The 12542-nt window shown below is 62.2% G+C and carries 13 protein-coding genes and 1 tRNA gene; 4 read left to right on the top strand and 10 right to left on the bottom strand.

The annotated features are described in order from the left end of the window. Window positions 1-97: 97 nt before the first annotated feature. Entirely contained in the window at window positions 98-382 is a 285-nt protein-coding gene (locus AC0L3C_RS25350; protein WP_473409229.1) for a PsiF family protein, read from the top strand. A gap of 97 nt (window positions 383-479) precedes the next feature. Beyond that, complete coding sequence (locus AC0L3C_RS25345) at window positions 480-1565, top strand: AbrB family transcriptional regulator (RefSeq protein WP_473283517.1); 1086 nt, start codon at window positions 480-482, stop codon at window positions 1563-1565. Between the two features lie 3 nt (window positions 1566-1568). Here AC0L3C_RS25345 and AC0L3C_RS25340 read toward each other — a convergent pair whose 3' ends face one another. Further along, window positions 1569-2108, bottom strand: coding sequence for a disulfide bond formation protein B (locus AC0L3C_RS25340; RefSeq protein ID WP_473263852.1), 540 nt, complete (start codon window positions 2106-2108; stop codon window positions 1569-1571). 155 nt (window positions 2109-2263) lie between these two features. On the opposite strand from AC0L3C_RS25340, the gene AC0L3C_RS25335 reads away from it, so the two are divergent. Beyond that, a tRNA-Leu gene (locus AC0L3C_RS25335) sits at window positions 2264-2348 on the top strand. 596 nt (window positions 2349-2944) lie between these two features. On the opposite strand, the gene AC0L3C_RS25330 is transcribed toward AC0L3C_RS25335, so the two are convergent. Then, window positions 2945-3271, bottom strand: a complete 327-nt coding sequence (locus AC0L3C_RS25330; RefSeq protein WP_473263853.1) for an EthD family reductase — start codon at window positions 3269-3271, stop codon at window positions 2945-2947. A gap of 44 nt (window positions 3272-3315) precedes the next feature. Between AC0L3C_RS25330 and AC0L3C_RS25325 the strand changes: the two genes are divergently transcribed. Further along, complete coding sequence (locus AC0L3C_RS25325) at window positions 3316-3468, top strand: hypothetical protein (RefSeq protein ID WP_473409228.1); 153 nt, start codon at window positions 3316-3318, stop codon at window positions 3466-3468. A gap of 74 nt (window positions 3469-3542) precedes the next feature. Here AC0L3C_RS25325 and AC0L3C_RS25320 read toward each other — a convergent pair whose 3' ends face one another. The 8 genes from AC0L3C_RS25320 to acs form a co-directional block, all read right to left on the bottom strand. Continuing rightward, window positions 3543-4391, bottom strand: coding sequence for an alpha/beta fold hydrolase (locus AC0L3C_RS25320; RefSeq protein ID WP_473409227.1), 849 nt, complete (start codon window positions 4389-4391; stop codon window positions 3543-3545). An 82-nt stretch (window positions 4392-4473) separates the two neighbouring features. Then, window positions 4474-6396 carry an acyl CoA:acetate/3-ketoacid CoA transferase gene (locus AC0L3C_RS25315; protein ID WP_473263856.1) on the bottom strand — a complete coding sequence of 641 codons (1923 nt, stop codon included), beginning with the start codon at window positions 6394-6396 and terminating at the stop codon, window positions 4474-4476. Beyond that, window positions 6396-7517: a class III poly(R)-hydroxyalkanoic acid synthase subunit PhaC gene (gene phaC / locus AC0L3C_RS25310; RefSeq protein WP_473409226.1), complete on the bottom strand. Its 1122-nt coding sequence runs from the start codon at window positions 7515-7517 to the stop codon at window positions 6396-6398. Before phaC ends, AC0L3C_RS25315 begins: the two co-directional genes overlap by 1 nt. Further along, on the bottom strand, window positions 7514-8188 hold the full coding sequence (locus tag AC0L3C_RS25305) for a poly(R)-hydroxyalkanoic acid synthase subunit PhaE (RefSeq protein ID WP_473409225.1): 675 nt from the start codon (window positions 8186-8188) through the stop codon (window positions 7514-7516). The genes phaC and AC0L3C_RS25305 overlap by 4 nt, the downstream gene beginning before the upstream one ends. A gap of 24 nt (window positions 8189-8212) precedes the next feature. Beyond that, entirely contained in the window at window positions 8213-9385 is a 1173-nt protein-coding gene (locus AC0L3C_RS25300) for an iron-containing alcohol dehydrogenase (protein ID WP_473409224.1), read from the bottom strand. Beyond that, a complete protein-coding gene (locus AC0L3C_RS25295; RefSeq protein WP_473263860.1) occupies window positions 9382-9996 on the bottom strand; it encodes an adenylate kinase in 615 nt (204 codons plus the stop codon). Before AC0L3C_RS25295 ends, AC0L3C_RS25300 begins: the two co-directional genes overlap by 4 nt. Before the next feature lie 21 nt (window positions 9997-10017). Then, window positions 10018-10545 (bottom strand): inorganic diphosphatase, encoded by a 528-nt coding sequence (ppa, locus tag AC0L3C_RS25290; RefSeq protein ID WP_354169193.1) that lies wholly within the window; start codon window positions 10543-10545, stop codon window positions 10018-10020. Continuing rightward, the gene (gene acs / locus AC0L3C_RS25285; protein WP_473263861.1) at window positions 10542-12512 is read right to left on the bottom strand and encodes an acetate--CoA ligase; all 1971 of its coding nucleotides are present in this window, start codon (window positions 12510-12512) and stop codon (window positions 10542-10544) included. Before acs ends, ppa begins: the two co-directional genes overlap by 4 nt. Window positions 12513-12542 lie beyond the last annotated feature (30 nt).

The raw sequence follows: 12542 nt of genomic DNA, 5'->3' as shown, positions 1-12542 counted from the left end.
TATAGTGACCCTCCACGTTCGAATTATTCATGTCGCGTTCAGCAACGCCAGCCGACTTTCGCGCCCTTCGCAATTCCCGCAAGAAGAGTGCAGCACCATGACTTTCACATCTCGCCTCGCCGTCGTCGCTCTCGCCTCCCTGCTCGCCACCGGCACCGCCTACGCGCAGACCGCCGCGCCGGCAGCAAAGACCGACACCAAGACCACAACCGCCGCCCCCATGGACAAGAAGGCACCGAAGGAGCACTCGGCCGAGTCGCTCGAATGCTCCAAGCAGGCCGACGCCAAGGGCCTGCACGGCAAGGAGCGCAAGAAATTCCGCTCTGAATGCATCAAGACCGCCAAGGCCGGCATGACCGCGCCGGCTGCGGACAAGAAGTAAATCCTTCCCCCTGCTCGCGGCTTCGGCGAGAGGCGCGCGCATTGCGGCATGACGTGGCCGCAATTGTGCGTCTCTCGCTGATTTGCGATAAGGCGGTGTGAAGCAAATCACCGCCTCCCTGCCGTTCGAATGGCCGAGCCGTGCCAAGATCTTGAGCACGGTGGAAACGCTTGTCATCGGCACCGCCGGCGGCCTCGTGTTTCTGCTCGCGGGCCTTCCCGGGGGATTGATCTCGGGCTCCATGATCGCGGTCGGGATCGCCGCGATCGCCGGTCGCCAGCTGACGCTGCCGCCGATCCTGACCCAGACCGTGCTGGTGCTGCTCGGCATTTCGTTGGGATCAGTCGTCTCGCGCCACCTGCTTCAACAGGTCAGTGCCTATCCGCTCACCATCGGGCTGCTCGCGCTCGCGACCTTCTGCTCGACCTTCGGCTCCAGCTATTATCTCCAGCGCATCCACGGCTGGGACCGCACCTCGGCTTTCCTCGCCGGCAGCCCCGGCGCGCTGTCGCAGATCACGATTTTGGCGGTCGAGCGCGGCGCCGATTTGCCGGGCATCGCGGTGGTGCAGACCATGCGCGTCATCATCCTCACCGCGGCGCTGCCGATGGTGCTGGCGTTCGCCGGCGTCGCGCCCTCCGTCGCGCCGTCGCTGACGACGACGATTGCCTCGCCGCTTGACCTCGTGGAGCTGGTCGCGGCCTCGCTGGCTGCGGCGCTCGTCCTGCGGCTGATCAGGTTTCCGGCGAGCTGGATGTTCGGTGCGATGATCGGCTCAAGCGTGCTGCATGGCGCAGGCTGGGTGGAGGGCGGCCTGCCGGACTGGGTACGCGGCGTGGCGCTGGTCGGCATCGGCGCCCTGATCGGCAGCCGCTTCGCGCGGATGCGGATCAAGACGCTTGCCGGCCACATCAACGCGGCGCTGGGCTCGTTTGCAGTGGCCATCGCCGTCTCCGCGATCTTCGTCGGCATCGTGGCGCTCACCACGCAGGTGAAATTCTCTGACGTCGTGGTCGCCTACGCACCGGGCGCGATGGACGCCATGCTGGCGCTGGCCCTGACGCTGCACATCGACCCGATCTTCGTCGGCGCACATCACCTCTCGCGTTTCGTCTTCGTGACGATCGCGACGCCAGGCATCGTGCACCTGTTCGGCCGGACGCAGGACGATGTGGATGATTGAGCCTCAGCGCTTCGCCGTCGCAACGAATCCCCACGCGGCGATCGCAGCCATCAGGAGCGAGATCAGCACATTGTAGCCGGCAAGCGAGAGGCCGAGGAAGCGCCACTGCACCTCGTCGCAGCGGATCACCTTCACGGTGTCGAGCCGCGACAGCAGGTCGGTGGCGCTGCCGAGATTGACCACGGGACCGGAGCAGTCGGTCGGTCCCTTCCAAAAACCCCATTCGACGCCGGCGTGATAGGTGCCGAGTCCGGCATTGGCGAGGCTCGCCAGCACAAGGATCGCAAGGCCCGCGAACAGCAGCGGCCTCGGCGCACCGCCCCGCGCCGCGAGTGCGATGAGCAGGCCGAGCGGGATCGCGAGGTAATAGGCGTAGCGCTGCTCCAGGCAGAGCGGACAGGGCACGATCCCGAGCACCAGCTGGAAGAACCAGGCGCCCGCGATGGTCGCGGCTGCCGTCAGTGCGACCGCGAGCGAAGCGGCCAGCGCGGGGCTCGTCGCCGCCGGTTTGAACGCAGGTATTGCGGCACTCTGGGTCGTCACGGCAGCCTCATTTCGATGGGTCGCTTTCCAAGGCTGTAACCCCGGCCCATGCGGCTGTCGAGAACGGCCGGGATCACTTTGGCGCGGGTTGACCCCGCTTGGTCCATGGCTATAGTCCGCCGGCTTCGCGACGCCTTGTTTGGGGCTGACCGAGGGCCCCTGTGGCGGAACTGGTAGACGCGCTCGACTCAAAATCGAGTTCCGCAAGGAGTGCTGGTTCGATTCCGGCCAGGGGCACCAAAACTAAAGACGAAGCAATTACAATAACTTACAGAAGAAGTTAGAGTCCTGATTCTTCAGGGAAATTTTTGATCGCGCATTGAAAACACACGTAAAAGTTCGGCGTTGAAATTCCGGATGTGAGTACGATTCAAGCGAGCGCACTCACACATGCGGATCGTACTCACACAGCGCTCCGCCCATTGGATCACGAAACGCATCGCGATGCCATCGCGCTCGCACGCCGCGCACGTTCAATATTTTTATCCGCCTAATCAAGCGAGGCCATTCGACAGGACTCGCAACAACATGCACGGAGATTTCCAACGACAGATCCGGTTTAGTCGTGAGTAGGCAATGCCTTCTCGATGGACATTCACCATCAAACCAATCGCCTCGCTGCTCGCAAGACACCTCGGCTCAGGATTTCTCAAGAACGGAAAATGTATCGATGCATTTGCAGGTACCAAATGATCTCGATCCCGCACGACCGACGATGCATCACCTGGCCGCCTTATGTTATTTGCGTTCTCAGCCGGATGGTCCTGGCGAGTGTGTTACCGGTGCTTACGGCCGATACCAGGCGCCCGGGTGTCGTCAGGCCCGATCCGGTGCGTTCAACGATCCGACCGCTCGACGACAACCTCGCTGAACTGGAGCACCGGCACGATGTCGGTGTAGTTGGCGAGGTCGCCCCGGATCTCGGCGGCGTGCTCCTCCACGGCGGCCTGATAGCCCTCGGCCGAAGTACAGATGAAAGCGCACATCGCCACGTAGGCGGGCGGCGCACCGGGCGCTCTGCCGGCCAGGCCCTTTTCGACGGTGTAGTAGGCGCAGACACTTCCCAGCTTGGCCTTCACCATCGGCATGTGCCGGTCGCGGTAGTAGGCGTGGTCAAAGCGCGCGCCTTCGGTGTATGGGTACATCAGGTTGATCTTGATCATGCGGTTCTCCTTGTCATCATTGCCGTCGTCGCCTAGGGATTCTCGTGACCGCCGACGATGTCAAACATGCAGATGCTTGCACGAGTTCGCAAGTGGGTGTCGAGCACGAGGAATTTGCCGACGTTGCGGAGCTGTTCCCGCCTGAAGCGGAAGAAAAAGCGGCGCGTTCTAAAGACAGCTACATCTACCTCATTTAGTGGGGAGAAATTTTCAAGATCGGTCGAGGGCAGGATCTGGAAAAGCGAGTGAGCAATTCACAAAGCGCTCAGCGTCAAGTGGAGTCGTGGCCGCTCAGAAACTGTGTCACGACCTCGATCTGTTCGTCAGCGATCAGGGCCGGCGCATGCCCGCAGTCCGCCACGGTGTGAACGCGGACATTGCGATTGCGCCGCATCATGTCCCTGAGGACGCCTTCGGAAAGCAAATCCGATTGCTGCCCGCGTATCACAAGAACGGGGATGTCGATCGCGTCCCAGTATTTCCAGAGATCGACGCTGTAGTGCCAAGGATTTCGAAAGGCATGGGCGATATTCGGATCGCACAGCGGCCTGAAACAGCGCCCCTCCGCGCTCCAGACCACACTATGCGTCGTCAGATGCCGCCAGTGCGCATCCTCCAATCGCCCGAACGGAGCCAGAACCCGCCGGTAGTAGCCTTCGGCCTGTTCGATCGTCTCAAAGGATTTTGGCGCATCGTTGAGATTGGCGCCGAGGCGAAGCAATCCGGTCCAGGGCAGATAGGGTCCGATATCGTTGATGACGATGCGACGGATCGGACTGCCCGGAAGGGCAGCCAGCACCATCCCGATCAGGCCGCCCAGCGACGTTCCAACCCAATCGATCTCCGTTGCATCAAGAGCTGCCATCAACACGGTCATGTCGCTGCAATATTGCGGCAAGGCATAGTCGCTGCTGTCGTGCAGCCGTTCGCTTTGTCCGCGGCCCGGCAAGTCCGGGCAGACGACCTGCCGCCCTGCCATCGCGAGAACTGCGGCGAGGTGATCGAAGTCCCGACCGTTTCTGGTCAACCCATGGACGCAGAGCACTGGCCGCACCGCGGGCGTGGGCCCCCAATCCGTGAATGCGATGCGATGGAAACTGCGCCGGGTCAGCCCGCGCACCGATCCGGTGCGGTCGGGCGCCCTCTGCCGTCCTACAGGCCAGTCCGCGGGGCGCAACTCGGTGGATTTCAGCCCCATCGGTCTATTCGACAAACTGGTGGGCATCGGCCGACGTTTCGAAGATATGCGGTGCGACGTCGCGGCGGGACAGCGCGTCGCCGAGCTTCAGGCGCATGAATGCGCTGGTGGTGTAGCGCGAGGCATGATCGTAGCAGGTCCGCTCGATTTCGGCGGCCATCGAAAACCACTTGTCCGTCATGTGGGACGCGATATCGGACGAATCGTAGTTGATCACAGCGGAAAACCGATGTCCGACCCGGTTAAAGATTTCTAGGATGGCGGCCCGGATCACCTCGACATCGGCGTCGGAATGGACTCGATAGCCGTCGAGACCGAGAAACAGCGTGTTGCGATCGGCATCATATGACAGCCGCTCCGCCAGCGGGCGATTGAGCAGCCGGTCGTCGAGCTGCATCAGCGCTTCGCTGAACAGCGAAACATCCATGGATTTCGGCGAGCGGATGATGGGCGGAAAACCCATGAGAGCGAGAATGTCGCGCTCCATATCGATACCTGGTGCGATCTCGATCAGTTCGAGACCCTCGGAAGTGAGCCGGAACACGCATCTCTCCGTCACATAGAGAACGGGCTGCCTGTTGATTGCGGCAAGCTTGCCCGAAAACGTGATCTGATCCACCTTGTCGATGAATTTCGAGGACTTGCCTTCGCCGAGGATCTTGAGCTGACCATCCACGACCGACGTCTTGAGGCCGCCGGTGGTAAAGGTGCCTGCGAAGATCAGCCGCCGCGCATTCTGGGATATGTTGATGAAGCCTCCGGCGCCGGCCAGGCGGCCATTGAACAGGCTGACGTTGACGTCCCCGCGGCCATTGACCTGAGCCATGCCGAGACAGGCCAGATCGAGCCCGCCGCCGTCGTAGAAATCGAACATCTGGTTCTGGTCGATGATCGATTCTGCATTGATCGAAGCGCCGAAATCGAGGCCGCCTTGCGGAATGCCGCCGATGATGCCGGGCTCGGCGGTCAGCGTCACAAAGTCGAATAGCTTCTCTTCGGCGGCAACCGACGCAACGCCCTCGGGCATGCCGATGCCGAGATTGACCACGCCGCCCATCGGCAGTTCCAGGGCGCAGCGGCGCGCAATGATCTTGCGGTTATCCAGCGCCATCGGAACATTGCGATCGGCCGGCGCACGCAATTCACCCGAGAACGCGCCGTTGTAGCCGGTGGCATAGGTCTGGACATGATTTTCGGGCTGCGCAACGACGACGCAGTCGATCAAGACACTCGGAATTTTGACATGGCGCGGATTGAGCGAGCCGGAGGCGGCGATGCGCTCCACCTGCGCGATGACGAATCCCTTGCAGTTCTTGGCGGCCGTTGCCAGCGCCAGATTATCGAGGGTCAGCGCCTCCTTTTCCATCGAGATGTTGCCGTTGTGGTCGGCGGTGGTACCTCTGATGATCGCAACGTTGATCGGAAATGCCTTGTAGAAGAGCCATTGCTCGCCGTCGATTTCGATCAACCGCACCAGCTCTTCGGTGGTGCGCGCATTCAGCTTTCCGCCGCCGTTGACTGGATCGACGAAGGTGCCGAGCCCGACCTTGGAGAGAAGCCCGGCCTTGCGCCCCGCAATTTCGCGAAACAGATGCGATACGCATCCGAGCGGCAAGTTATAAGCCTCGACGTGATTGTCGACCGCCATCCGGGCGAGCTTCGGAACCAGGCCGAAATGTCCGCCGACCAGGCGTTTGATCAGGCCGGGATGCGCCAGGCGATTGAGGCCGCGATCGGCGCCGTCCCCCGGCGCCGCCGCGAACACCAGCGAAAGGTCCCGCGGCTCTCCGGTCTGCACGAAGCGCCGCTCCAGCGCCTTGATGATCTCATCGGGCGTTCCCACGCCGACGAAGCCGGACGACGCGACGGTGTCACCGGAACGGATGATGGCCACCGCCTCGGCGGCGTCGACGATCTTGTTGCGCATCAGGCTTCACTTCCGGGATTGGCGTCGCGGGCGACCAACCAGTCGGCAATGCTCTGGCTCAGCTTGCCCTGTGATTTGCTGGAGACGAACAGGCCGACATGGCCGCCGGGCAGCGGAATTTCAGTGTAATCCGTGCTGCCGATCTTCGCTGCGAGCGCACGCGAGCAGTCCGGCGGAATGATATGGTCGTCCAGCGCGAAAACATTCAGCACCGGAGCCGTGATCGACTTCAGATCGACCCGACGGCCGGACAGTTCAAAGCTGCCATCGACCAAGCGGTTCTCCTGGTAGAGATCCTTCAGCCACTGCTTTGCCGCTTCGCCGGGATGATGCGGACGGTCCGCGAGCCACTTTTCCATGCGGAGGAAATTCATGAACTTCGCCTCGTCATCGACGACGTCGATGAGATCGACATTGTATTTCGTCAGCGAGCGCATCGGCGTCATCATCGAAAACACCGAGCTCATGAACTCGCCCGGCAGCACGCCATAGGTATCGACCAGCTTGTCGATGTCATCGGGATCGAGGCTCCGGGTCCAGATATTGAGGAAACCGTGGTGCGCGGCCTTGTCGTTGACGTCGGCATGGAAATCGATCGGGGTGATGGTGATAACGAGATTTTTCACCTTCTCCGGATGCAGAGCGGCGTAGCACGTCGTAAAGACGCCGCCTTCGCAGATGCCGAGCAGCGTGATCTTGTCATGGCCGGTTTCCTGCGCGATGCGGTCGACCGCGGCATCGATGTAGTCATTGACGTAATCATCAATCTTCAGCCATCGCTCGGTTCGGCCCGGCTGGCCCCAGTCGATCAGCCAGAGATCGAGCCCTTTTGAGAGCAGGCTGCGCACCAGCGAACGGTCCGGCTGTAAATCAGCCATGGTATACCGCCCGATCAGGCCGTAGGCCAAAAGGACGGGCGTCTTCGCGGTCGCTTCCGCCAGCGGCTCGTAATGGAACAGCTCGACCTTGTCGCGGCGCATGACGAGATGCTTCGGCGTCGTGCCGATGACGACGTCTTCGTCCCGCGTGTTGGCGATGAGCTGTGTCGCCTTGAACATTTTCTCGGCGTTGGCCGCCATGTCGCGGGCGAAGCGCGAGGTCTGATTCTCCTGGTCGCTCATCGTGCGCCTTCGCTCTTCTGGTCGCGCATCTGGCGGGAGAGCGTACGGACTTCACGGCGGAGTTCGGTCAATTGCCGCGTCACATCGTCGAAATCCTTGCGAGTCGGCAGGCCCAACATGGCTGACGCAGCTTCAGCCACGTCATCCTGCCGGCTCCGTAATTTGAGTCCCGCCTGGAGTAGCTCTTTCTGAGCTTGCAAAAAGCCGTCGGTGCGCTGGTTACGGATAAGTTCCTCGTTGGAGATTTCGCTCCATTTGGCGAACGCCTCGCGCCAGTCCGGAGGTGGGGAGCCACCGCTACCGGTTGCGGACATCGTCTCGTAAAACCGCTTCGACGCTTCGGGCCAGGGCGCGGCGGCAACCGCATTGTAGCTCGCAAGCCGCTGGCGCATCTCGATCCAGGCGCCAAAGGCCAACGCCATTTTCCGGTCGATGTCCCAGACGTCGGCAAGCCGCGGCCCCTGCGCCATTCGCTCGATCGCCGCGGACAATTCGTTGCCGTCGCCAAATCCACCCGGCTTCTCGGACAGACGCGCCATCATGAACGGTGCCATCGACCCCGACCACGCCTCGACCATGCGGTTTGAGGATTCCGCCATCGTCTGCCAAAGCTTCGTCCATTCGACGCCAGGATCGGAATCGGCGGAAGCCGGTTTATTGTTCTCGCTCATGCTGCTCACTGTTTGTGTGCCCGTTCAGGCCGCCGCGCGGTTGCCGAACGCCTCGGTGTAGATCGCCAGCGCATCGTCGAAGCTCAATTCCCTGGGATTGTTGACGAGAAGCCGCGTCTGCTTCATCGCGTCCTCGGCGAGCTTCTTCAGGTCGCCTTTCGCGATGCCGACATCGGCCAGCGAGGCCGGCACGTTGCAATCCCGGCAGATCGCCGCGATCGCATCGACGAACAGCCGTGCCCGCTGGCTGACACTCATTCCTTCCGACTTGGGATCGACGATCGGCGCCAGTTCGGCGTAGAGGCCTTCTGCCTCCGGCAAATTGAACCGCAGCACCTGGGTCAGCACCAAGGCATTCGATAGGCCATGCGGCACGTGGAACAGCGCGCCGATCGGATAGGCCAGCGCGTGCACGGCGGCAACCGGGGAATTGGCGAACGCCATGCCGGCCAGCATCGAACCCAGCAGCATTTGCGACCGCGCTTCGAGATTAGATCCGTCCGCACAGACCGTCCGGACATTCGCCGACAGGAGCGCGAGAGCCTGCCGCGCCAACTGGTCCGACATCGGATTCTTCCGGTGCTTGCTGGTATAGGCTTCGATGGCATGGACCATGGCGTCGATGCCGGTCGCCGCGGTGACATGCGCGGGCAGGCCGAGCGTCAGCTCCGGATCAAGGATCGCCCAGTCCGGAAGCAGGCGGGGCGCAACGACGCCCTTTTTCTCAGTCGTCGGCGTGGTGACGATCGCGATCGGGGTCACCTCCGAGCCCGTTCCGGCCGTTGTCGGCACCAGCAGCAGCGGAAGGCGTTCGCCCTTGGCAAGACCGACGCCGTAGATATCTTCGAGGCGATCAGGTGTCTTGGCCAGATAGGCCACCAATTTCGCGGTATCGAGCGCGCTGCCGCCGCCGATCGAGGCAACCAGCTCGATGTCCTTGTCACGGCAAAGTGCGACCGCCCGCTCGATGATATGCGACGGCGGATCCGCCTCCACGTCCTCGAATATTGTCAGCTCGCAGCCGCCGGCAATCAGGCCAGCCTCGGCGTTCTTAGTCAGGCCGGCATTGCGTACACCCTTGTCGGTCACCAGCAGGACACGTTTTGCCGCGTATCCAGCGACCAACTCCGCCAGCTTTTTCGAGGCGCCTGCCTCGAACAGGATGTTGGGCGGCGCCTGGAAGGTAAACGCTTTCATCTGACATCACTCCTGATCTGATCGGACGTTACTGCCGCAAGCGCCGCGGCGAGCTGTTCGGTCACGGCGTCAATCGGCTGCAAACCGTCGACGATGTTGAGCAGTCCCTGAGACCGGTAGTATTGCGTGACCGGCGCGGTTTGCTCGCGATAAACGTCGAGCCGGGTCTTGAAGACCTCGGGATTATCGTCGCGGCGCACCGGCTCGCCTCGGCTTGCCGCCTCGTCGGCGCGCCCCTTGATGCGGTCGAGCAGCGCACCTTCGTCGACCTCGAGCTCGAGCACGGCATCGAGCTTGATGCCCCGGGTGGCGAGTTCCCGATCGAGCGCTTCGGCCTGGGCGACCGTGCGCGGGAAGCCGTCAAGGATAAAGCCGCTTGCCGCGTCGGAATGATCGATTCGGTTGGCGATCACGGACACCACGACATCGTCGGGCACGAGTTCACCGCGATCCATGATGTGCTTGACCCGCAATCCCGCAGCCGTGCCTTGCGCGACCGCTTCGCGCAGCATGTCGCCGGTCGACAATTGCGGGATCGCAAATCGAGTCACGATCCTCGTCGCCTGCGTGCCCTTGCCTGCGCCTGGCGGCCCCAACAGAACCAATCTCATATCGTTGCCCATATCTCGGTTTCAGCTCTTTGCTCGCGCGATGGCCTCGACGATCAGCCGGCGCGCTTCGGCACTGTCGCCCCATCCGATCACCTTCACCCACTTCCCAGGCTCCAGATCCTTGTAGTGCTCAAAGAAGTGCTGGATCTGCTCGATCGCGATCTGCGGCATGTCAGCGATCCCGTTGACGTGGGCATAGCGCATCGTCAGTTTCGGCATCGGCACGGCGATGATCTTCTCGTCGCCGCCGCCCTCGTCGTCCATCTTGAGCACGCCGATCGGCCGCACATTGATTACGGCGCCGGGAGCGATCGGCCGCGAATTGGCCACGAGGACGTCGATCGGATCGCCATCGTCTGAAAGCGTGTGCGGCACGAAGCCGTAATTTCCGGGATAGCGCATCGGCGTATACAGGAAGCGATCGACAAACAGCGCGCCGGCCGCCTTGTTCATTTCGTATTTGATCGGTTCACCGCCGATCGGAACCTCGATGATGACATTGACGTCTTCAGGAGGGTTGTCACCGATCGAAATCGCTTCAATATTCATGTCGACACCGGCTTTCGGCCGTGGCGATTCTTGATGAGATCGTCGACCACGGCGGGATCGGCCAGGGTCGAGGTATCGCCGAGCGCGCCGACTTCGTCCTCGGCGATCTTGCGCAAAATCCGACGCATGATCTTTCCAGAGCGGGTCTTGGGCAGGCCCGGCGCAAACTGAATGACGTCAGGTGCGGCGATCGGTCCGATCTCCTTGCGGACCCAGGCCACCAGCTCCTTGCGCAATTCCCCGGATGGCTCCGCATCGGACATCAACGTGACGTAGGCGTAGATGCCCTGCCCCTTGATGTCGTGCGGAAAGCCGACGACGGCGGCTTCGGAGACTTTCTGGTGGGCAACGAGCGCGCTTTCGACTTCGGCGGTCCCCATGCGATGACCGGAGACGTTGATGACGTCGTCGACGCGACCGGTGATCCAGTAGTACCCGTCGGCATCGCGGCGGCAGCCATCGCCGGTGAAATACTTGCCCGGATATGTCGCGAAATAGGTCTGCATGAAGCGTTCGTGATCACCATAGACCGTGCGCATCTGGCCCGGCCAGGAGTCCGCAATGACGAGATTGCCTTCGCACGCGCCGGTCAGCACGACGCCATTTGCGTCCACCACTTCCGGCATCACCCCGAAAAACGGCAGGGTTGCCGAACCGGGCTTCAAGGCCGTCGCGCCGGGAAGCGGCGAGATCAGGATGCCGCCGGTCTCGGTCTGCCACCAGGTGTCGACGATCGGACAACGTCCATCACCGACGACGCGGTGATACCATTCCCACGCTTCCGGATTGATCGGCTCGCCGACCGAGCCGAGCAACCGCAGCGATGCACGGCTGGTCTGTTTGACCGGCCCTTCGCCCGCCCCCATCAACGAACGGATCGCGGTCGGCGCGGTGTAGAAGATGTTGACCTTGTGTTTGTCGACGACTTGCCAAAAGCGCGATGTCGAGGGATAATTCGGTATCCCCTCGAACATCAGCGTGGTCGCGCCGTTGGCCAGCGGGCCGTAGACGATGTAGCTGTGGCCGGTGACCCAGCCGACATCGGCGGTGCACCAGTAGACATCGCCGTCGTGATAGTCGAACACATATTGGTGCGTCATCGACGCAAAAACGAGATAGCCACCCGTGCTGTGAACGACGCCCTTTGGAGCACCGGTTGAACCCGACGTGTAGAGAAGGAACAGCGGGTCCTCCGCATTCATTTCGACCGGCGCGCAATCGGTCGAAGCCTTTGCCACTTCGTCCGCGTACCAGACGTCGCGGCCGTCGACCCAGTCGATTGCACCGCCGGTGCGCTTGACCACGATCACCGTCTTGACGATGCCGGTCGCCTTCTTGACCGCGTCGTCGGCATTGACCTTCAGCGGTACCTTGCGGCCGCCGCGCAACCCCTCATCGGCGGTGATCACGACTTTGGACTGGCAGCCCTCGATGCGCCCGGCCAGCGCATCCGGCGAGAACCCGCCGAACACGATGGAATGGACCGCCCCGATCCGCGCGCAGGCGAGCATGGCATAGGCGGCTTCCGGAATCATGGGCAGGTAGATCGTGACGGTGTCGCCTTTCTTCACACCGTGACTTTTCAGGACATTGGCGAAACGACAGACCTGATCGTGCAACTCCGCGTAGGTGATGTGCCTGGATTCGGCGGGATCGTCGCCCTCCCAGATGATCGCGACCTGGCCGGCACGCCGGGCAAGATGCCGGTCGATGCAGTTCGTGGCGACATTCGTGGTGCCGTCCTCGAACCACTTGATCGAGACGTTGCCGGGCGCGAAGGACGTGTTCTTCACCTTCGTGAACGGCTTGATCCAGTCGATCCGCTTGCCGTGCTCCGCCCAGAAAGCATCCGGCGTCGATACCGACGAGGCATACATGCGGCTGTATTTCGCAGCGTCAGCATGAGCCCGCTGTGACCAGCCGGCCGGCACGTCATGGATCACTGTATCTGACTTTTCTGTGCCCACCCTGGAGCCTCCCCGACACACCGCGATACG

The organism is Bradyrhizobium sp. WSM4872 (genome assembly GCF_055811715.1).
Note: the sequence above shows the minus strand (reverse complement) of the source record. Positions and strands in the feature narration are given on the sequence as shown.

Coding starts and splice junctions, on each gene's coding strand:
- AC0L3C_RS25350 (WP_473409229.1), top strand. CDS start 98: ATGACTTTCACATCTCGCCTCGCCGTCGTCGCTCTCGCCTCCCTGCTC.
- phaC (WP_473409226.1), bottom strand. CDS start 7,517: ATGAGCGACCAGGAGAATCAGACCTCGCGCTTCGCCCGCGACATGGCG.
- AC0L3C_RS25305 (WP_473409225.1), bottom strand. CDS start 8,188: ATGAGCGAGAACAATAAACCGGCTTCCGCCGATTCCGATCCTGGCGTC.
- AC0L3C_RS25315 (WP_473263856.1), bottom strand. CDS start 6,396: ATGCGCAACAAGATCGTCGACGCCGCCGAGGCGGTGGCCATCATCCGT.
- ppa (WP_354169193.1), bottom strand. CDS start 10,545: ATGAATATTGAAGCGATTTCGATCGGTGACAACCCTCCTGAAGACGTC.
- AC0L3C_RS25300 (WP_473409224.1), bottom strand. CDS start 9,385: ATGAAAGCGTTTACCTTCCAGGCGCCGCCCAACATCCTGTTCGAGGCA.
- AC0L3C_RS25295 (WP_473263860.1), bottom strand. CDS start 9,996: ATGAGATTGGTTCTGTTGGGGCCGCCAGGCGCAGGCAAGGGCACGCAG.
- AC0L3C_RS25330 (WP_473263853.1), bottom strand. CDS start 3,271: ATGATCAAGATCAACCTGATGTACCCATACACCGAAGGCGCGCGCTTT.